Annotated in this window: 20 protein-coding genes; 15 read left to right on the top strand and 5 right to left on the bottom strand. The window is 69.0% G+C overall.

Annotated elements, in window-relative coordinates; genetic code table 11:
• The first annotated feature begins 36 nt into the window (after window positions 1–36).
• Both SK095_RS13980 and SK095_RS13975 read left to right on the top strand, forming a co-directional pair.
• Window positions 37–321, top strand: a complete 285-nt coding sequence (locus tag SK095_RS13980) for a DUF2782 domain-containing protein (RefSeq protein ID WP_320546620.1) — start codon at window positions 37–39, stop codon at window positions 319–321.
• A 28-nt stretch (window positions 322–349) separates the two neighbouring features.
• A complete protein-coding gene (locus tag SK095_RS13975; RefSeq protein WP_136490324.1) occupies window positions 350–1,309 on the top strand; it encodes a homoserine kinase in 960 nt (319 codons plus the stop codon).
• Window positions 1,310–1,322: 13 nt separating this feature from the next.
• Here the strand turns inward: SK095_RS13975 and SK095_RS13970 are convergent, their stop codons facing one another.
• From SK095_RS13970 to SK095_RS13955, 4 genes are all read right to left on the bottom strand, one after another.
• A complete protein-coding gene (locus SK095_RS13970; RefSeq protein WP_136490325.1) occupies window positions 1,323–1,859 on the bottom strand; it encodes a hemerythrin domain-containing protein in 537 nt (178 codons plus the stop codon).
• Window positions 1,860–1,976: 117 nt separating this feature from the next.
• Window positions 1,977–2,423, bottom strand: a complete 447-nt coding sequence (locus SK095_RS13965; protein WP_136490326.1) for a CZB domain-containing protein — start codon at window positions 2,421–2,423, stop codon at window positions 1,977–1,979.
• Between the two features lie 233 nt (window positions 2,424–2,656).
• Window positions 2,657–3,121 carry a bacterioferritin gene (bfr, locus tag SK095_RS13960; RefSeq protein WP_136490327.1) on the bottom strand — a complete coding sequence of 155 codons (465 nt, stop codon included), beginning with the start codon at window positions 3,119–3,121 and terminating at the stop codon, window positions 2,657–2,659.
• Between the two features lie 109 nt (window positions 3,122–3,230).
• On the bottom strand, window positions 3,231–4,484 hold the full coding sequence (locus SK095_RS13955) for an MFS transporter (RefSeq protein ID WP_136490341.1): 1,254 nt from the start codon (window positions 4,482–4,484) through the stop codon (window positions 3,231–3,233).
• Window positions 4,485–4,715: 231 nt separating this feature from the next.
• Here SK095_RS13955 and SK095_RS13950 point away from each other — a divergent pair, with 231 nt between their 5' ends.
• The 13 genes from SK095_RS13950 (at window position 4,716) to SK095_RS13890 (ending at window position 18,858) form a co-directional block, all read left to right on the top strand.
• On the top strand, window positions 4,716–5,564 hold the full coding sequence (locus tag SK095_RS13950) for an IclR family transcriptional regulator C-terminal domain-containing protein (protein WP_136490328.1): 849 nt from the start codon (window positions 4,716–4,718) through the stop codon (window positions 5,562–5,564).
• 210 nt (window positions 5,565–5,774) lie between these two features.
• On the top strand, window positions 5,775–6,728 hold the full coding sequence (locus SK095_RS13945) for an AraC family transcriptional regulator (RefSeq protein ID WP_136490329.1): 954 nt from the start codon (window positions 5,775–5,777) through the stop codon (window positions 6,726–6,728).
• Window positions 6,729–6,933: 205 nt separating this feature from the next.
• The gene (gene benA / locus SK095_RS13940) at window positions 6,934–8,298 is read left to right on the top strand and encodes a benzoate 1,2-dioxygenase large subunit (RefSeq protein WP_136490330.1); all 1,365 of its coding nucleotides are present in this window, start codon (window positions 6,934–6,936) and stop codon (window positions 8,296–8,298) included.
• A complete protein-coding gene (gene benB, locus SK095_RS13935; protein WP_136490331.1) occupies window positions 8,295–8,783 on the top strand; it encodes a benzoate 1,2-dioxygenase small subunit in 489 nt (162 codons plus the stop codon). The genes benA and benB overlap by 4 nt, the downstream gene beginning before the upstream one ends.
• Before the next feature lie 104 nt (window positions 8,784–8,887).
• The gene (gene benC / locus SK095_RS13930; protein ID WP_136490332.1) at window positions 8,888–9,898 is read left to right on the top strand and encodes a benzoate 1,2-dioxygenase electron transfer component BenC; all 1,011 of its coding nucleotides are present in this window, start codon (window positions 8,888–8,890) and stop codon (window positions 9,896–9,898) included.
• Between the two features lie 63 nt (window positions 9,899–9,961).
• Entirely contained in the window at window positions 9,962–10,741 is a 780-nt protein-coding gene (locus SK095_RS13925) for a 1,6-dihydroxycyclohexa-2,4-diene-1-carboxylate dehydrogenase (RefSeq protein ID WP_201485540.1), read from the top strand.
• Between the two features lie 78 nt (window positions 10,742–10,819).
• Window positions 10,820–12,154: an MFS transporter gene (locus SK095_RS13920; RefSeq protein ID WP_136490334.1), complete on the top strand. Its 1,335-nt coding sequence runs from the start codon at window positions 10,820–10,822 to the stop codon at window positions 12,152–12,154.
• Window positions 12,155–12,581: 427 nt separating this feature from the next.
• Window positions 12,582–13,847 (top strand): OprD family porin, encoded by a 1,266-nt coding sequence (locus SK095_RS13915; RefSeq protein ID WP_414153851.1) that lies wholly within the window; start codon window positions 12,582–12,584, stop codon window positions 13,845–13,847.
• Window positions 13,848–14,101: 254 nt separating this feature from the next.
• Entirely contained in the window at window positions 14,102–15,325 is a 1,224-nt protein-coding gene (locus SK095_RS13910) for an ABC transporter substrate-binding protein (RefSeq protein WP_320546619.1), read from the top strand.
• 123 nt (window positions 15,326–15,448) lie between these two features.
• Window positions 15,449–16,309 carry a branched-chain amino acid ABC transporter permease gene (locus tag SK095_RS13905; protein WP_236574613.1) on the top strand — a complete coding sequence of 287 codons (861 nt, stop codon included), beginning with the start codon at window positions 15,449–15,451 and terminating at the stop codon, window positions 16,307–16,309.
• 13 nt (window positions 16,310–16,322) lie between these two features.
• Window positions 16,323–17,354, top strand: coding sequence for a branched-chain amino acid ABC transporter permease (locus SK095_RS13900; protein ID WP_320546618.1), 1,032 nt, complete (start codon window positions 16,323–16,325; stop codon window positions 17,352–17,354).
• Window positions 17,351–18,109, top strand: a complete 759-nt coding sequence (locus SK095_RS13895; protein ID WP_320546617.1) for an ABC transporter ATP-binding protein — start codon at window positions 17,351–17,353, stop codon at window positions 18,107–18,109. The genes SK095_RS13900 and SK095_RS13895 overlap by 4 nt, the downstream gene beginning before the upstream one ends.
• Complete coding sequence (locus tag SK095_RS13890) at window positions 18,109–18,858, top strand: ABC transporter ATP-binding protein (RefSeq protein ID WP_320546616.1); 750 nt, start codon at window positions 18,109–18,111, stop codon at window positions 18,856–18,858. Before SK095_RS13895 ends, SK095_RS13890 begins: the two co-directional genes overlap by 1 nt.
• Window positions 18,859–18,948: 90 nt before the next feature.
• On the opposite strand, the gene SK095_RS13885 is transcribed toward SK095_RS13890, so the two are convergent.
• Window positions 18,949–20,004 carry a TRAP transporter substrate-binding protein gene (locus SK095_RS13885; protein WP_320546615.1) on the bottom strand — a complete coding sequence of 352 codons (1,056 nt, stop codon included), beginning with the start codon at window positions 20,002–20,004 and terminating at the stop codon, window positions 18,949–18,951.
• Window positions 20,005–20,251: the final 247 nt, after the last annotated feature.

Below are 20,251 nucleotides of genomic sequence, written 5' to 3'. Positions count from 1 at the left end.
CTGTATCGATGACTGCAAAGGGACAAGGTTACCACCATGTGCGCAATCAACCGTCTGCTGCTCGTTGGCCTGCTGGCCGCCGCCCCGCTGGCCGCCGTTGCCCAGGACGAGGCGCCGAGCGGCGAACCGGACGTGACCATCCGCCAGGAAGGCGACAAGACCATCCAGGAATACCGCATCAACGGCTTCCTCTACGCCATCAAGGTCACCCCCAAGGTCGGCAAGCCGTACTTCCTGGTGCGCGCCGACGGCGACAGCAACTTCATCCGCTCGGACAACCCGGACATGCTGATCCCGCAGTGGGAGATCTTCCGCTGGTAAGCCGCTGAGTCCCGATCGAGGAGGCCCCATGTCCGTCTTCACCCCGCTTGAGCGTCACGAGCTGGAAGCCTTCCTCGCTCCCTACGGGCTGGGCCGCCTGCTGGCGTTCCAGGGCATCGCCGCCGGCACCGAGAACAGCAACTTCTTCGTCAGCCTGGAGCGCGGCGAGTACGTGCTGACCCTGGTCGAGCGCGGCCCGCGCGAGGGCCTGGGCTTCAGCGTCGCCCTGCTCGACGTGCTGCACGGCGCCGGCCTGCCGGTGCCCTTCGCCCTGCGCACCGCCGACGGCACCGCCATCGGCGAACTGGCCGGCCTGCCGGCGCTGCTGCAGCCGCGCCTGCCCGGCCACCACGTCGGCCTGCCCAATGCGCACCAGTGCCGGGCGGTCGGCGAGCTGCTGGCGCGCCTGCACCTGGCCACCCGCGACGCGATCATCGAGCGGCCGAGCGACCGCGGTCTCGACTGGATGCTCGCCGAGGGGCCGCTGCAGGCCCTGCGCCTGGACGACGACGCCCGCCAGTTGCTCAAGGGCGCGCTGGAGGAGCTGGGCCGTCTGCGGCAGCGCCTGGAGGCGCTGCCGGCGGCCAACCTGCACGGCGACCTGTTCCACGACAACGTGCTGTTCGACGGCAACCACCTGTCCGGAGTGATCGACTTCCACAACGCCTGCTCCGGGCCGATGCTCTACGACCTGGCGATCGCCGCCAACGACTGGTGCGTGGAGCCGTGCGGCGAGTTCGACCACCATCGCCTCAATGCCCTGCTCGCCGGCTACGCCGCGCTGCGCCCGTTCGGCGCCGCCGAGGCCGAGCTGTGGCCGGCCATGCTGCGCGTGGCCTGCGTGCGCTTCTGGCTGTCGCGGCTGATCGCCGCCGAGGCCTTCGCCGGCCAGCCCGACGTGCTGGTCAAGGATCCCGAGGAGTTCCGCCGTCTGTTGCAGGCGCGCCAGCGGGTCGAGCCGGGGCAGGGACTGCCGTTCGCCCTGTGACGGGCGGGGCCGCTCAGCCGAGATAGGTCGTCCGCCACTGCTGCAGCCGTGCATGCAGCTGCTGGTGGCGGCCGGTGCCCATGACCTTTTCCTCGTGCGCGGCGAAGGCCTGCTGCAGCGCCGCCAGGACCGGCTCGTCGAGCAGGCGTTCGGTCATGGAGAACAGTGCGGCATTCTCCTTGCCGATGTGCGCGCGCAGGTGGCCGGCGTAGGCCGTGGCGGCGGCGGCGAAGTCTGCGCCCGGCCGCCGGCTGCAGGCCTGCGCCATGGCCTGGACCAGGGCGCGGCCCTGGATGTGCTCGGCGTGCAGTTCGTCGATGAAGCCGCCGTGCTCGGCGAGGCCGCCCGCGATCAGCGCGGGGAACAGCAGGGCCTCCTCCTTGCCGTGGTGGCACTGGTCGACGAAGGCGCGCAGGAAATCGAGGAACTCGCCGGCATCCTCGGCCGGCAGCTGGCCCTGCGCGGCCCGTTCGGCCATGCGCTCGAGGACCGGCAGGGCTTCGAGGATGGCGTCGTGCTCGTGCCGGAGTTCGGCGATGACCTGGCTCATGGGGGCTGCTCCGCGGCGGACGGGTCTACTGGGCAGTCTAGGAGCCGGGGGCGGCTTGTCCAGCCGCGAGGGGGGCAGCGCCGGCCACGCCGTTCGGCAGGGGCCGGCGCCGGTGCTTCAGAGCAGCGCCTTGAGGTCGTGCAGGCGGCGCTTGACGGTGGTGCTCAGCTTGCTGAATTCGCCGTGCAGCAGTTCGTGGGCCTCGTCCTGCTTGCCGGCCTGGCTGAGGGTCACCACGCTGGAGGCGGTGTAGTGGAACATCTTGTGGGTGGCCTTGAGGTCCTGGAAGGTCATGTACTGGCCGAGGTGCGCCTCGCCGTCGCCGTAGATCCACTTGCCGAGGTCGCAGCGCTCGTCGCAGCACACCACCTCGGGGCGCAGGTCCTCCTGCGACTTGCCGGTCAGGTAGGTTTCCAGACGCAGCTTCCAGTTGTCGTGGGCCATCACGGCGACGTCGATGTTGAGCGTCTCCGCCGCCTTGATCAGCGCGGCCTGCGCCTCCTGCTTGGCCTTCTCGGTTTCCTTGGAGTGGCTGTCCATCTTGAAGAAGTCGAAGAAGCTCATGGCGGTTGTCCTTTTCCTGGGCGCGCCGCAGCCGGAGGGCGCGACGGGCGGGCTTCCTGGGCGGGCGCTGCCCGGTGGGTGGTGGTGGTGCGTCTGGCATCCATCCTGACACCGCGCGGAGGCCGGGCATTGACCGGGATCAGCCGCGCTCCGGGAATGCTTGGCAGAAGCGGGCGGCGGACAAGGGGGGAAGGGAAAGGATGGGGGCGCCGCGCACAGGCGGCGCCCGGGGGTCACATCTGCGACTGCAGATAGTTCTCCAGGCCGAGCTTGTCGATCAGGCCGAGCTGGATCTCCAGCCAGTAGGCGTGGTCTTCCTCGGTGTCGTGCAGCTGCTTCTCGAGGATCTCGCGGGTGACGTAGTCCTGGTGCTGCTCGCACAGGGCGATGCCCTTGGCCAGCGCGGCGCGCACCTCGTACTCCAGCGCCAGGTCGGTCTTGAGCATCTCCGGCACGGTCCTGCCGACCCGCACGGCGTCGGGGGTCATGTCCGGCACGCCCTCGAGGAACAGGATGCGCTGCAGCAGGGCGTCGGCGTGCTCGGTTTCCTCGACCATCTCGTGGTCGAGCCGCTCGTAGAGCCTGGTGAAGCCCCAGTCCTGGTACATGCGCGAGTGCACGAAGTACTGGTCGCGGGCGGCCAGCTCGCCCTTGAGCAGGGTCTTCAGGTAGTCGATGACGGCGGTGTGACCTTTCATGGCGGGGCATCCTGGAGCGTGAAGGAGCCTATGTTCGCCCCGTGGCGGCAGGGGATCAACCGAATATAGCCGCTGCGGGCGGGCCTGCGCGCGCGTGCCGCGCCATCCGTCAGGAAGCGGCGCGCTCCTCTTCGGCGGACTTCTGCGCTGCGCCCACCGCGCGGCCCAGCGCCGCATGCCGCGGCAGCAGCCACAGGCACCAGGCGAACAGCAGGGCGCCGGCACCGGCCAGGGTGGCGGGGGCGCCGAGGCGGGTGGCGAGCAGGCCGGCGCACAGCCCGCCGAGCGCCTCGAAGCCGAAGCGGCAGGCGATGTAGAAGGACACCACGCGGCCGCGCAGCGCGTCCGGGGCCAGGCCCTGGATGAGGATGTTGGTGCCGACGTTGGCGCAGGTCAGGCCGAAGCCCAGCACGGCCATGGCGGCCAGCGCCAGCGGCAGGACGGTGCTGGCGGCGAACACCAGCAGGGCGCAGGCGCTCAGCGCGCTGGCGGCGAGGATCAACTGCACCTGACCGGCGGTGGAACGGCGGCTGGCGAGCAGCAGCGAGCCGAGCAGGGCGCCGCCGCCGGCGGCGCCCCACAGCCAGCCGAGGGTGGCGGCGTCGCCGGCGAACACGTCCTTGGCGAACACCGGCAGCAGCACCGCGTAGCAGGAGGCGGCGAAGTTGACCACCATCACGCCGAGCATCAGCTGGCGCACCGTGGCCTGGCCGAGCACGTAGTCGAGGCCCTGGCGGAACACCGCACCCATCGAGCCGCGTGCCGGCGGCGGGGCGTCGATGCGCATGCGCAGCAGGCCGATCAGCAGGGCGAGGAAGGACAGCGCGTTGAGGGCGAAGCACAGCGCCTCGCCGGTCAGACCGAGCAGCAGGCCGGCCAGCGGCGGGCCGAGGAAGCGCGAGGCGTTGACCAGCATGGCGTTGAGCGCCAGGGCGTTGGGCAGGTCGTCGCGGTCGCCGACGAAGCTGCTCATCAGCGCCTGGCGCAGCGGCGTGTCGAAGGCGCCGAGCACGCCGAGCAGCGCGGCCATCGCCACCAGCAGCGCCGGGCCGATCCATTCCAGTGCGGTCAGCGCGGCGAGCAGAGCGGCCTGCACGGCGAGCGCCGCCTGGCTGGCGATCAGCAGGCGGCGCTTGTCGCGGCGGTCGATCCAGGCGCCGATCAGCGGGCCGAGCAGCAGCTGCGGCAGCAGGCTGAGGAAGCTGGTCAGGCCGAGCAGGGCGGCCGAGCCGGTCAGCCGGTAGACCAGCCAGGCCAGTGCCACCTGCTGGATCCAGTTGCCGAGGATCGACACCAGGTGGCCGGTGAAGTACAGGCGGTAGTTGCGGTGGCGCAGGGCGCGCACGGCATGGGGCCAGCGCATGGCGCCGGCGGCGGGGGAACTGCTCACGGGAAGGAATCGCAACCGGATGTGTCGGCGCCACAGCTTAGCGGCGCCGGCGGGTTTTGTCCCCCGGATCGCCCGGCAGGCCCGCCAGGGCGCGCTGCAGAGCGGCGCCGTCGCGCCGGCGGCGATTGCGAGCGGGCGGAGTCTCAGTCGATACTCCGCGCAACGCCCCAGGGAGGGGCCGGACAACGACACCGAGAACCTGCCATGAGCGAGCCTGCACCCCCCGCCAGCCCTTGCGCGCCGGCCCCGTCGCCGCCGCCGTCCGCGGCGCAGCGCATCGAGGAGCTGGGCGGCGATCCGACCTTCATGACCTCGCTGGCGCGCGGCCTGGCGGTGATCGACGCCTTCCACGAGCGCAAGCGCCAGCTGACCATCGCGCAGATCAGCCACCGCACCGGCATCCCGCGCGCCGCGGTGCGCCGCTGCCTGCTCACCCTGGCCCGGCTCGGCTACGTCGGCAGCGACGACGGGCGCACCTACGCGCTGCTGCCCAAGGTGCTCACCCTCGGCCACGCCTACCTGTCGTCGACGCCGCTGGCGGTCAGCGCCCAGCCGTTCCTCGACCGCCTCAGCGAGCAGCTGCGCGAGGCCTGCAGCCTGGCCACCCTGGAGGGCAGCGAGGTGCTCTACCTGGCCTGCACCGCCACCGCGCAGCGCTTCCTGTCGGTGGAGATCCGCGTCGGCACCCGCCTGCCGGCCTACTGCACCTCGCTGGGCCAGGTGCTGCTCGCCGCGCTGGACGAGGCCTGCCTGGACGAGTACCTGGCCGGCGCCACCCTGGCGGCGCGCACCAGCCGCACCCTCTGCGAGCCGCAGGCGCTGCGCGAACGGCTGGCCGAGGTGCGCGCGCAGGGCTGGTGCTTCATCGACCAGGAGCTGGAGGCCGGGCTGCGCTCGATCGCCGTGCCGGTGCACGACGGCGAGGGCCGGGTGCTGGCGGCGATGAGCGTCAGCGGCCATGCCTCGCGGGTGTCCCGCGCCGAGCTGGAGGGCCGCTACCTGCCGGCCCTGCAGGCGGCCAGCCGCGAGCTGGGAGCGCAGCTGCTGCGCTGAAAAGTGGGCGATTACCGCCCGCGGCTCTGTCCGGCGCCCGGGCAATCCCTTAGTGTGCGCGCGGTCTTTGCCGGTCGTCGCGCGCGACGCCATGCGACCTCCGTGGTGGTTGTCGCCGCGGCCGGCTTGTGGATCAATGCAGAATCAAGGGCGGCCCCGTGGTCCCAACCGCCCAGCGTCACCATAAAAACTACAAGAGCACCGTGAGCCATGGACTGTCGTCTGCTGAACGAGAAGAGTCTGGTTTTCGCCCAGGCCGATCCCCATGCGGTGTCGGACTACGTCAACCAGCATGTCGGTTCCCACCGCATCTGCCTGCCGCGCAGCGGTCACCCCGAGGCGAGTCTCAACCACCGTGCCTTCGGCAGTCTGGACCTGTGCCAGATCAGCTACGGCAGCCGCGTGCAGGTCACCTCGCCGGCGCTGGAGACCCTCTATCACCTGCAGATCCTCCTGCGCGGCCACTGCCTGTGGCGCGGGCGCGGCGAGGAGCACTACTTCACCCCCGGCGAGCTGCTGCTGATCAATCCCGACGATCCGGTCGACCTGACCTACTCGGACGACTGCGAGAAGTTCATCGTCAAGCTGCCGGCCACCTTCCTCGACAAGGCCTGCAGCGAGAACCAGTGGCACCACGGCGGCGCGGGCGTGCGCTTCACCCCGCGCCATCGCCTCGAGCAGCTCGACGGCTTCATCAACCTGCTGAGCCTGGTCTGCCAGGAGGCCGAGGCCGAGCAGAGCATCCCCCAGGTGCAGGAGCACTACGCCAAGATCATCGCCAGCAAGCTGCTCGGCCTGCCCGGCAGCAACGTCAGCCGCGAGCCGATCGCGGCCGGCTGCCCGTCGTTCGAGCGGCTGGTCGAGTTCATCGAGCGCAACCTCAAGCAGGACATCACCCTCGAGCAACTGGCCGAGCTGGCGCACATGAGCCAGCGCTCGCTGTACGCGCTGTTCGACCGCCATGCCGGCACCACGCCCAAGCACTTCATCCGCCAGCGCAAGCTGGAGCAGATCCACGCGCGGCTGAGCGACCCGCGTGCCGCGGTGCGCAACGTCACCGAGATCGCCCTCGACTACGGCTTCCTGCACCTCGGCCGCTTCTCCGAGTGCTACAAGAGCACCTTCGGCGAGCTGCCCTCCGACACCCTGCGCCGCCGCAACTGAGTCCCCGCCCCGCGGCGGGTGCCTGCCCGCCGCGTCCTCCTCCCGTCCTCCTGCTGCTGCGCCGCCCTGCGCGGCCCGCCGCCGTCCGTTTCCCGCACGCCGTGCAGAAAGCGGATAGCGATCATGCAGAAAGCGGATATTGCCCCGACCCGCCGGGGCTTAGCCTGCACTCCACAGTACAAAAACAACAACGGAGAGCGCAGACATGTCCGTGGGACCCGAGTACCTGAATTCCCTGCTGGAAGAAGACCAGGAAAAGGGCATCTACCGCTGCAAGCGGGAGATGTTCACCGATCCGGTGCTGTTCGAGATGGAGATGAAGCACATCTTCGAAGGCAACTGGATCTACCTGGCGCACGAGAGCCAGATTCCCGAGAAGAACGACTACTACACCGTGACCATGGGCCGTCAGCCCGTGTTCATCGCCCGCAACCGCGCCGGCGAACTCAACGCCTTCATCAACGCCTGCAGCCACCGCGGCGCCACCCTGTGCCGCTTCAAGAGCGGCAACAAGGCCACCTACACCTGCCCGTTCCACGGCTGGACCTTCGACACCAACGGCAAGCTGCTCAAGGTCAAGGATCCGATCGAGGCCGGCTACCCGGACAGCTTCAACTGCAGCGGCTCCCACGACCTGAAGAAGATCGCCCGCTTCGAGTCGTACCGCGGTTTCCTGTTCGGCAGCCTGAACGCCGACGTGGTGCCGCTGGTCGAGCACCTCGGCGAGTCGGCGAAGATCATCGACATGATCGTCGACCAGTCGCCGGAAGGCCTGGAAGTGCTGCGTGGCTCGAGCACCTACGTGTTCGAGGGCAACTGGAAGCTGCAGGCCGAGAACGGCGCCGACGGCTACCACGTCACCGCCACCCACTGGAACTACGCGGCCACCCAGGGCAACCGCAAGGAAAAGGATGCCGGCGACGACATCCGCGCCATGAGCGCCGGCGGCTGGGCCAAGAAGGGCGGCGGCTTCTACTCCTTCGAGAATGGCCACCTGCTGCTGTGGACCCGCTGGGACAACCCGGAAGACCGTCCGCTGTACGAGCGCCGCGAGCAGCTGGCCGCGGACGTCGGCCAGGCCCGCGCCGACTGGATGATCCAGAACTCGCGCAACCTGTGCCTGTACCCGAACCTGTACCTGATGGACCAGTTCAGCTCGCAGCTGCGCATCGCCCGGCCGATCGCCGTCGACAAGACCGAAGTCACCATCTACTGCATCGCGCCCAAGGGCGAGAGCGCCGAGGCCCGCGCCCACCGCATCCGCCAGTACGAGGACTTTTTCAACGTCAGCGGCATGGCCACCCCGGACGACCTCGAGGAATTCCGCGCCTGCCAGGAAGGCTTCAACGGCCGCGCCGCGCCGTGGAACGACATGTCCCGCGGGGCCAAGCACTGGATCGAGGGCGCCGACGAGGCCGCCAGGGAAATCCAGCTCAAGCCGCTGCTCAGCGGTGCGCGCGCCGAGGACGAAGGCCTGTTCGTGGTCCAGCACCGTCACTGGCTGGCCACCATGCAGAAAGCCGTCGAACAAGAACAACAGAACCTGATCCACGTGGAGGCCGGGCAATGAGCATCTCCTACGAAGCCGTACGCGATTTCCTCTACCAGGAAGCCCGCTTCCTCGACGACAAGGACTGGGACAGCTGGCTCGAGCTGTACGCCGAGGACGCCAGCTTCTGGGTGCCGGCCTGGGACGACAACGACCAGCTGACCGAGGATCCGCAGAAGGAAATCTCGCTGATCTGGTACGGCCGCCGCGCCGGCCTGGAAGACCGCATCTTCCGCATCCGTACCGAGCGTTCCAGCGCGAGCATCCCGGACACCCGCACCTCGCACAACATCAACAACATCGAGATCGTCGAGCAGGGCGAGGGCTACTGCAAGGTGCGCTTCAACTGGCACACCCTGAGCTTCCGCTACAAGACCGTGGACCAGTACTACGGCACCAGTTTCTACACCCTCGACACCCGCGGCCCGAACCCGCTGGTCAAGGAGAAGAAGGTGGTGCTGAAGAACGACTACGTCCGCCACGTGATGGACATCTACCACATCTAAGGAGAAGCGCGCGGGCCGCCCTCGCGGCCCGCAGCGCTCGGCAGCAACCTGCGTGCGCGCACGGCCGAGGCCGGCGCGGAATACCGCTCCAAGCGAGGTGCAGCATGTCGCACAAGATCGCACTGAATTTCGAAGACGGGGTCACCCGCTTCATCGACGCCAACGCCAGCGAAACCGTGGCCGACGCCGCCTACCGCCAGGGCATCAACATTCCGCTGGACTGCCGGGTCGGCGCCTGCGGCGCCTGCAAGTGCCAGGTCGAGTCCGGCAAGTACGAACTCGGCGAGGACTTCATCGACGACGCCCTCAGCGCCGAGGAGGCCGCCCAGGGCCTGGCGCTGACCTGCCAGATGCGCGCGCAGAGCGACTGCGTGGTGCGCGTGCCGATGTCCTCCAGCGCCTGCCGCATCAAGCAGGGCAGCTTCCGCGCGGCGATCCGCGAGGTGCGTGCGCTGTCCGACAGCACCCTCAGCCTGACCGTCGAGGGCGACGAGCTGGGCAAGCTGGCGTTCCTGCCCGGCCAGTACGTCAACCTGCAGGTGCCGGGCAGCGAGCAGACCCGCGCCTACTCGTTCAGCTCGATGCCGCAGGACGGCAAGGTGTCGTTCCTGATCCGCAACGTGCCGGGCGGGCTGATGAGCGGCTACCTCACCGGCGCGGCCAAGGCCGGCGACCTGATGACCATGACCGGTCCGCTGGGCAGCTTCTATCTGCGCGAGGTACAGCGTCCGCTGCTGCTGCTGGCCGGCGGCACCGGCCTGGCGCCGTTCCTGGCCATGCTCGAGAAGCTCGAGGCCGCTGCCAGCGAGCAGCCGGTGCACCTGATCTACGGCGTCACCAACGACTTCGACCTGGTCGAGCTGGACAAGCTGGAGGCCTTCGCCCGACGCCTGCCCAACTTCACCTACGGCGCCTGCGTGGCCAGTCCGGACAGCGCGTACCCCAACAAGGGCTACGTGACCCAGCACATCGCGCCGGGCCAGCTGAACGACGGCGACGTCGACATCTACCTCTGCGGTCCGCCGCCGATGGTCGAGGCGGTCAACCAGGATCTGCGCCAGCGCGGAATCCAGCCGGCGAACTTCTACTACGAGAAGTTCGCGGCCAGTGCCTGACAGTCCCTTGGGCCCGTGGTCCGGCCGAGCCGCACGGGCTATTTTTTTCACGGATGCCATGCCATGCACACGAAACGATTTGAACAGAAGGTGGCGGTGATCACCGGCGCCGCCCAGGGCATCGGTCGCCGGGTGGCCGAGCGGATGGCCGCCGAAGGCGGCCGCCTGCTGCTGGTCGACCGCTCCGAACTGGTCCACGAACTGGCCGACGAACTGGGGGGCAGCGCCGAGGTGCTGACCCTCACCGCCGACCTCGAGCAGGCCGCCGACTGCCGGCGGGTGATGGCCGCCGCGGTGGAGCGCTTCGGTCGCCTCGACATCCTCATCAACAACGTCGGCGGCACCATCTGGGCCAAGCCGTTCGAGCACTACCAGGAGCACGAGATCGAGGCCGAAGTGCGCCGCTCGCTGTTCCCCACCCTGTGGTGCTGCCACGCGGCGCTGCCGCAGATGCTCGAGCAGGGCAGCGGCGCCATCGTCAACGTCTCCTCGGTGGCCACCCGTGGCGTCAACCGGGTGCCCTACGGCGCGGCCAAGGGCGGCGTCAACGCGCTGACCGCCTGCCTGGCCTTCGAGAACGCCGAGCGCGGCATCCGCGTCAACGCCACCGCGCCGGGCGGCACCGAGGCGCCGCCGCGGCGCATCCCGCGCAACGCCGCCGAGCAGAGCGAGCAGGAGAAGGTCTGGTACCAGCAGATCGTCGACCAGACCATCGACAGCAGCCTGATGAAGCGCTACGGCAGCATCGACGAGCAGGCCGCGGCGATCCTGTTCCTCGCCTCCGACGAGGCCTCCTACATCACCGGCGTGACCCTGCCGGTCGGTGGTGGCGACCTCGGCTGATCGCGATCCTCCCCCCACCCGCTGCGGCCGCCCGCAGCGGGTTTTTTCCGTGCTGCAAATAAGAACAAGAGAAAAGCCATGAAAAAGATCGACGTCCACCAGATCATCGACAACGCGCCCTTCACCCGCTTCCACTGGATGGTGATGTGCCTGTGCGCCCTGCTGCTCATCTTCGACGGCTACGACCTGTTCATCTACGGTGTGGTGCTGCCGGTGCTGATGAAGGAGTGGGGGCTGACCCCGCTGCAGGCCGGCGCACTGGGCAGCTACGCGCTGTTCGGCATGATGTTCGGCGCCCTGGCCTTCGGCACCCTGGCCGACAAGATCGGCCGCAAGAAGGGCATCGCCATCTGCTTCGTGCTGTTCAGCGGCGCCACCGTGCTCAACGGCTTCGCCAGCGGACCGACCGAGTTCGGCATCCTGCGCTTCGTCGCCGGCCTCGGCTGCGGCGGGCTGATGCCCAACGCGGTGGCGCTGATGAACGAGTACGCGCCCAAGCGCCTGCGCAGCACCCTGGTCGCCATCATGTTCAGCGGCTATGCGGTGGGCGGCATGCTCTCCGCCGGCATCGGCATCTACATGCTGCCGGCCTTCGGCTGGCAGGCGATGTTCTTCGCCGCCGCCGTGCCGCTGCTGCTGCTGCCGGTGATCATGCTGTTCCTGCCCGAGTCGGTCGGCTTCCTGGTGCGCCAGGGCCGCAGCGCCGAAGCCCGCGCGCTGCTCGAGCGCGTCGATCCGGCGCGCAAGCTGCAAGGCGACGACGTGCTGGAAATGACCGACGTCAAGGGCAAGGGCGTCGCCGCGCTGGAGCTGTTCCGCGAGGGCCGCGCGGTGCGCACCCTGTCGATCTGGGTGGCGTTCTTCTGCTGCCTGCTGATGGTCTACGCGCTGAGCTCCTGGCTGCCCAAGCTGATGGCCAACGCCGGCTACAGCCTGGGCTCGAGCCTGTCGTTCCTGGTCGCGCTCAACTGCGGCTCGGTGTTCGGCGCCATCTTCGGCGGCTGGCTGGGCGACCGCATGAACCTGCCGCGCGTGCTGATCGCCTTCTTCGTGATCGCCGCGGTGTCGATCAGCCTGCTCGGCTTCAAGAGCCCGACGCCGGTGCTCTACGGGCTGATCGCCGTGGCCGGCGCCACCACCATCGGCACGCAGATCCTGCTCTACGCCCTGGCCGCGCAGTTCTATGGCCTGTCGATCCGCTCCACCGGCCTCGGCTGGGCCTCGGGCATCGGCCGCAACGGCGCCATCGTCGGCCCGCTGCTGGGCGGCGCGCTGCTCGGCATCAACCTGCCGCTGCAGCTCAACTTCATGGCCTTCGCCATCCCCGGCGCCATCGCCGCGATCGCCATGGTGGTCTTCTCCCTCGCTGGCCGCGAGCCGGCGGCGGCGCGCCTGGCCGATCCGGCCGTCTGACCGGCAGTGCCGGGTGGCGCGATCCGCGCCGCCCGGCCGCTGGCCGGACAGGACGGGAGACGACGCGCAACCGCGGATACCTGTCGTGGAGTGCTTTCCGGGCAATTGCCCGGAAAGGATTTCTGCTGCCCGTATTCCGCGCGTCAGTTTTCAATTCGCTATTTCCCGGTAGTTGGCAAGTGTGCGATTAGCGCACAGATAAGTCGCAGCGATGTTGTGTTATTCGGGAAAAGATAGAAGATTGATCGCAAGTTGTTGCGCGTTATCTTCAGGGTGGCGCGGCATTGATTGTCCGCGAGTTGTCGATTCGGAAATGGCTTGAACAAGGTCTTTTCGGCATTGCGCCGAAGTGGCATCGCCTGTCCGGTCGTTGCGTGGCGGCGGTGTTTACCGGCAATAGAATCCCAATAATAAAAAGAGTGAGCACATGAAGAAGAAAGCAGAGTTTCCCCTCCTGGTGATGGCCTGCAGCGGCCTGGCCCTGCCGACCCTGGCAGTCGCCGGCGGCTTCGTCGAGGACTCCACCGCGACCCTGACGGCGCGCAACTACTACTTCAGCCGCGACTTCCGCGACGTGCCGGCCGCCGCCCAGTCCAAGCAGGAGGAGTGGGCCCAGGGCTTCATCCTCAACGTCAAGTCCGGCTACACCCCGGGCCCGGTCGGCTTCGGCGTCGACGCCATCGGCCTGCTCGGCATCAAGCTCGACGGCAGCGCGGACCGCGCCGGCGCGCTGGGCACCGGCCTGATGCCGCGCCAGCAGGACGGCGAGCCGGCCGACGAGTACAGCCGCGCGGGGGCGGCGCTCAAGGTCAGGCTGTCGAAGACCGAGCTGAAGGTCGGCGAGCTGCAGCCCAACCTGCCGGTGCTGGTGTTCTCCGACATCCGCCTGCTGCCGCCGACCTTCCAGGGCGCCAGCATCGTCTCCCAGGAGTTCGCCGGGCTGACCCTGCAGGGCGGCCAGATGCGCTCGATGAGCCAGCGCGACGAGGCCGGCGACGGCCCGATGTCGCCGTGGATCGGCCGCCGCGCGGTGCTGGCGGTGACCAGCGACCGCTTCAACTACGCCGGCGCCGACTACGCCTTCAACCAGAACCGCACCAGCGTGGGCGCCTGGTACGCCCAGCTGGAGGACGTCTACAACCAGCGCTTCTTCAGCCTCAAGCACAGCGAGCCGGTGGGCAGCTGGACCCTGGGCGCCAACCTCGGCTATTTCGACTCCAGCGAGGACGGCGACGAGCTGGCCGGCGCCATCGACAACCAGACCTTCTACACCATGCTGTCGGCCAAGCGCGGCGGCCACACCTTCCAGGTCGGCTACCAGAACCTGTCCGGCGACCACGGCATGGTGCGCGTCTTCGGCAACGTGACGCCGCTGGCCAACGAGCTGCCGACCTTCGACTTCGCCTCCACCGACGAGCGTTCCTGGCAGGCGCGCTACGACTACGACTTCGCCGCCCTGGGCATTCCGGGCCTGGTCAGCACCGTGCGCTACGTGAAGGGCGACAACGTCGACACCGGCACCGCCGAGGAAGGCAAGGACTGGGAGCGCGACCTGGATCTCGGCTACACCGTGCAGAGCGGTCCGCTGAAGAACGTCAGCGTGCGCGTGCGCAACGTCACCGCGCGTTCCAACTATCGCGCCAGCATCGACGAGAACCGGCTGATCATCAGCTACAACCTGGCGATCTTCTGATTCGGCGCCGGTCCGGCGCACTACCGAGTTTTACGGGGCTTGCCCGCCGCAAGGCGGGCCTTTTTAGCCTGGAACATGAATGGCCTTGTTTGCAGTTCCGCCCGCTAATTGTCCGGGTCGCAGAATTCGGCACGGTCACGCCCGCAGAAAGACAAGTTGAAGTTTCATCTCGATTTAAAGCAAGGAATTAAGCAGCGCCTGATTTTCTGAAAGTAGTTTCATCCACTGTCATCTGGCTGGTTCTGGAGAACGCAATGCACAACAACAAGAAAGCATTTCCGATCCGCGCAACTTCCCCGCGCAAGCTGTTTGCCACCCGTGCCCTGACCCTGGCGCTGACCACGGCGCTCGCCGGCCTCGCCCAGGCCGCCGAGCCGGTCAAGGTCGGCATCCTGCTGCCGTTCACCGGCACCTTCGCCGCCCTCGGCGAGGCCACCCACAACGGCCTCAAGCTGGCCATCGAGCAGCAGGGCGGCAAGCTCGGCGGCCGCGAGGTCGAGTTCGTGGTGGTCGACAGCGAGGCCGACCCGGGCAAGGCGGTGCAGAACATGCAGAAGCTGGTGTCCGGCGCCAAGGTCGACGTGGTGGTCGGCCCGGTGCACTCCGGCGTCGGCATGGGCGCGGTCAAGGTCGCCCGCGAGACCGGCGTGCCGCTGATCATCCCCAACGCCGGCTTCAACGCCGCCACCGGCCAGCTGTGCGCGGCCAACGTCTTCCGCACCTCGTTCACCTCCTGGCAGACCGCCTTCCCGATGGGCAAGATCGCTGCCGCCAAGGGCTACAAGAACATCGTCACCGTGGCCTGGCGCTACGGCTTCGGCACCGAGTCGGTGGACGGCTTCAAGGAAGGCTTCGAGCAGGCCGGCGGCAAGGTGACCAAGGAAATCTACCTGCCGTTCCCCGAGGTCGAGTTCCAGTCGCAGCTGACCGAGATCGCCGCGCTCAAGCCCGATGCGGTGTTCGTGTTCTTCGCCGGCGGCGGCGCCGCCAAGTTCGTCCAGGACTACGCCGCGGCCGGCCTCAAGGGCAAGATCCCGCTGCTCGGCTCGGGCTTCCTCACCGAGGGCACCCTCGCCGCCCAGGGCCAGGCCGCCGAGGGCCTGCTGACCACCCTGCACTACGCCGACTCGCTGGAGACCGAGCAGAACGCCAAGTTCCGCGGCGACTACAAGCAGCAGTTCGGCAAGGAGGCCGACCTCTACGCGGTGCAGGGCTACGACACCGGCCTGCTGCTCGCCCAGTCGCTGGCCGCGGTGGCCGGCAACACCGGGGACCGCGCCGCCTGGATCCAGGCCATGGAGAACGCGCGCATCGCCAGCCCGCGCGGCGAGTGGACCTTCTCCAAGGCGCACAACCCGGTGCAGAACGTCTACCTGCGCGAGGTGCGCAACGGCGCCAACGTGGTGGTCGACGTCGCCAGCGCCGCGCTCAGCGACCCGGCGCCGGGCTGCAAGCTCGAGCAGGTCGCCAAGCGCTGAGTGACCGCGTCCCGGGCGGTCGGCGCCCGGGACGCCGGTGTTCGCCCCCGGGCGCCGGCGGCTCCTGTCCCCTGGCCGCCGGCGTCCGGGCCTCCCGCATTGCATCGCGTGGATCGCTATCCCATGGACTTCGCCAACATCCTCATCCAGACCATGAACGGTCTGCAGTACGGGCTGCTGCTGTTTCTGATCGCCAGCGGCCTGACCCTGATCTTCGGCATCATGCACATCATCAACCTGGCCCACGGCGCGCTGTACATGGTCGGCGCCTACCTGGCCTGGTGGCTGACCGCGCTGGTCGGCCAGCTGTTCCTCGCCATCCTCCTCGCCATCCCGCTGGCGGTCGCCATTGGCGTGCTCATCGAGCGCTTCCTGATGCAGGCGCTGTACAAGCGCAACCACCTCGACCAGGTGCTGCTGACCTTCGGCCTGATCCTGGTGTTCGACGCCCTGCAGGGCATCCTCTGGGGCAACGACGTGCACAGCGTGGCGATCCCGGCGTTCCTGTCCGGCTCCATCGCCCTCACCGACACCCTCGACTATCCGGTGTACCGGCTGTTCGTCTCGGCGCTGTGCGGCCTGATCGCCCTGGCCATGTACCTGATCCTGCAGCGCACCCGCTTAGGGATGATCATCCGCGGCGGCGCCAGCAACCGCGAGATGGTCCAGGGCCTGGGCATCGACATCCGCCGCATCTACACCCTGGTGTTCGCCGCCGGCGCGGCGCTGACCGCCTTCGCCGGGATGATCGCCGCGCCGCTGTCCTCGGTGTACCCGGGGATGGGCAACCAGGTGCTGATCATCGCCTTCGTGGTGGTGGTGATCGGCGGGCTCGGCTCGATCCGCGGCGCCTTCCTCGGCGCCCTGCTGGTCGGCCTGACCGCCACCTGGGGCGCCGTGCTGGTGCCCGACTTCGCCGGCATGGTGGTCTACGTGCTGATGGCCGCGGTGCTGCTGTTCAAGCCGCGCGGCCTGTTCGCCTGAGGAGAGTTTCGACATGCGTATCCTGCCCACGCCGATCCGCCTGCTGCTGGCGCTCGGCACCCTGCTGCTCGCCCTCTACCCGCTGCTGGGCGCCGCCCTGGCCGGCGAGCAGCACGACTTCTACCTGCAGAAGCTCACCAGCATCATGCTCCTCGCCATAGTCGCGCTGAGCCTCGACCTGCTGGTCGGCATCGGCGGCATGGTCAGCCTGGCCCAGGCGGCCTTCTTCGGCATCGCCGGCTACACCCTGGTGCTGGTCGCCCCCGAGTACGAGGCGATCAGCATCTGGGTCGCCCTGCCGCTGTGCCTGGGCGTCAGCGCGCTGGCCGCGCTGGTCATGGGCCTGCTGATCATCCGCACCTCGGGGATCTTCTTCATCATGGCGACCATCGCCTTCTCGCAGATGCTCTACTACCTGTTCCACGACAGCGCCTTCGCCGGCGGCTCGGACGGCGCCTACCTGTTCATGAAGCCCGCGGTGAGCATCGCCGGCGTGCAGCTGCTCGACCTGGACAACCGCCAGACCCTGTTCTACGTGGCGCTGGCCTCCCTGGTCGGGGTGTTCCTGCTGCTGCGCACCTTCCTGCGCGCGCCCTTCGGCCAGGTGCTGCTGGGCATCCGCGAGAACGAGTCGCGCATCCGCGCCATGGGCTACAACCCGCTGTACTACAAGCTCGCCGCCTTCGTCATCGCCGGCACCCTGGCCGGCTACGCCGGCATGCTGTCGGCCACCCAGTACGGCTTCGTCAGCCCCAGCCAGGTCGGCTGGGAACTGTCGGCGCACGCCCTGGTGATGGTCATCCTCGGCGGCATGGGCAGCCTGTTCGGCGCCATCCTCGGTGCCTTCGCCTTCGAGGGCCTGCACCACGGCTTCGCCGCGCTGACCCCGCACTGGGAGCTGCTGATGGGCCTGGTGGTGATCGGCATGGTGCTGCTGCTGCCGCGGGGCCTGGCCGGGCTGCTGCTGCAGCTGTGCGAACGCAAGCAGGCGAACGACAAGGCCGCTGCCGCGGCCGGCAAGATGCAAGAGGAGGCGGCACGATGAGCGCGATCATTCTGGAAACCCGCGGCCTGACCAAGACCTTCGGCGGTCTCACCGCGGTCAACGGCGTCAACCTGCAGGTCGGCGAGCGCGAGGTGCACGCCATCATCGGCCCCAACGGCGCCGGCAAGAGCACCATGGTCAACCTGCTGTCCGGGCACCTGCCGCCCTGCGACGGGCAGATCCTGTTCCGCGGCCAGGACATCACCGGCACGCCGCCGCAGCGCATCTCGCACCTGGGCATGGGCCGCAGCTTCCAGCGCACCAACATCTTCCCGACCTTCACCTGCCTGGACAACTGCTGGCTGGCGGCGCAGTCGCGGCTGAAGAACTCGTTCCGCTTCTTCCGCCGCAGCGAGAGCTACGCGGCGGTGCGCGAGCGCGCCGAGCGGGGCCTGGAGCTGTGCGGGCTGTCCGCCAAGCGCGACCGCATCGCCGGCACCATGAGCTACGGCGAGCAGCGCCAGCTGGAGATCGGCATGGTGCTGGCCACCGAGCCGAGCTTCCTGCTGCTCGACGAGCCGATGGCGGGGATGGGCAAGGACGAGTCGAGCCGGGTGGTCGAGCTGCTCGCCAGGCTGTCGAAGGAGTACTCGCTGGTGCTGGTCGAGCACGACATGGACGCGGTGTTCAGCATCGCCCACAAGCTCACCGTGATGGTCAACGGCCAGATGCTGGCCAGCGGCCCGCTGGAGGCGGTGCGCAACGACCCGGCGGTACAGGAAGCCTATCTGGGCGACGGCGAGGAGAACTTCTGATGAGCGCAGCACACGCCATGGCCACCCGCATCGAGCCGGCCACCCCGCTGGTCGAGGCCCGCGGACTGCACACCTACTACGGCAACAGCCACGTCCTGCACGGCGTCGACCTGCACATCGCGCCGGGCGAGACCCTGGCGCTGCTCGGCCGCAACGGTATGGGCAAGAGCACCACCATCCGCTCGATCCTCGGCCTCACCGCGCCACGCCGCGGCGAGGTGCGCATCAAGGGCGAGCTGATGACCGGCCAGCCGACCTGCCGGATCATCCGCCGCGGCATCGGCTTCGTCCCCGAGGGACGCGGCATGTTCCCCAACCTCACCGTGCGCGAGAGCCTGGTGATGGCCGCGCGGCCCGGCGTCGACGGCCGCCGCGACTGGACCCTGGAGCGGGTGCTGGCGACTTTCCCGCGCCTCACCGAGCGCTACGGCCACCTGACTGGCAACCTGTCCGGCGGCGAGCAGCAGATGGTCGCCATCGGCCGCGCGCTGATGACCAACCCCGAGCTGATGATCCTCGACGAGGCCACCGAGGGCCTGGCGCCGCTGATCCGCAAGGAGATCTGGCAGGTGATCCGCGCCATCAGGGACAGCGGCATCGCCACCCTGGTGGTCGACAAGAACGTCGGCGTGCTGCTCGACCTGACCGAGCGCAGCATGATCATGGTCAAGGGCCGGGTGGTCTACGACGGACCGAGCAGCGATCTCAAGCAGCGCCCCGAGCTGCTGCAGGAGCATATCGGCCTGTGAAGCATCCGCTCCGCTTCCCGCGTGCGGGAGCCGGAGCGGCGTCCCCCGGCGGCCGACGCAGGCGGAACCTGCGCCGGCCGCTGCATCGTTTCAGCGCACCGCCTGGCCGCTGTACTGGCTGACCCGCTGGCGCGCTTCCCGGAGCAGGCCGGCGCCGTCGCGGTAGCCCTGGCGCTCCAGCTCGCTCACCCACTCGCCGTCCAGGCTGCGCGCCGCGTCCATCCAGCGCTGCTGCTCCTCGGCGGCGAGGAAGTGGATCTGGTTACCGCGCTGGTGGGCCAGCTCGCGGCCGGTGTCCACCACCCGGGTATCCCACAGGCGGCCGGCATGCGCCGACAGCGCCCGCCCGCTGTTGGCGTCGATGATCCTGCGCAGGTCCTCCGGCAGGCTGTCGTAGCGCGCCTGGTTCATCGCCAGCACCAGCGCCGCGTGCATCAGCTTGGGCATGCCCTCGGCCGTCTCGGTGTGGTGCTGGACCCGCTCCTGCAGCTTCACCGAGGTGACCACGTCCCACGGCACCGCGGCGCCGTCGAGCAGGCCGCGGGCCAGCGCCGCCGGCACCGGATTGATCGGCATGGCCTGCGGCGCGCCGCCGAACAGCTCGATCAGCCGGCTCTGCACCGGGTTGGCGGTGCGCAGGCGCAGGCCGGCGAAGTCGGCCATGCTGCGGATCGGCTGCTTGCGGGTGTGCAGCAGCACGCTGTCGGTGAGGTGGGTGGCGAGCAGGTGGACGCCCTGGTACTCGCGCTGGCCGTGGGCCTGCAGGAAGTCCCACAGCGCCTGGCTGCCGGCCTCGGCGGAGCGGTTCATGAACGGCAGCTCGAACACCCCGGTCAGCGGGTAGCGGCCGCTGGCGTAGCCGGGCAGCGCCCAGACGATGTCCGCGGTGCCGTCGCGCGCCTGGTCGAGCAGTTGCGCCGGCTTGCCGCCGAGCTGCATCGCCGGGAAGAAGTGGAAGCGGATGCGCCCGCCGGACTCCTGGCTGATCCTGTCGGCCCAGGGCTGGATGAACTCGCGCTGGGTGAAGGAATCGTGCGGCATGAAGTGGTGCACCTTGAGGGTGACCTTGGTCTCCTGGGCGGCGAGCGCCGTCAGGCTGGCGCCCATGCAGAGCGCGGCGAGGGTGGTGCGTAGTGGTTTCACCATGACTGTCCTTGTTGTTGTTCGGGCTTGGACGGTCCGCGGGCTGCGGTCCGCGGCCTATGCTGGGCGGCGGCCGGGCGGCGGACAATCGGCGCCGGCGGCTTGTGGGCGATAGGCGCACACAAAGTGCGGGCAAGCCCGGCGCTCGGCCGGCGGTCTTCCGCTGGCGTTGCGCCGGCGCCCGAGGGCGTAGAATGGCCGCCCTTTGGTTGCCGGAGTCCCGCCGTGTCGAATGCCCAGCCGTCCCCCC

The organism is Pseudomonas sp. AN-1, from assembly GCF_034057115.1.
Lineage (GTDB): Bacteria > Pseudomonadota > Gammaproteobacteria > Pseudomonadales > Pseudomonadaceae > Geopseudomonas.
Note: the sequence above shows the minus strand (reverse complement) of the source record. Positions and strands in the feature narration are given on the sequence as shown.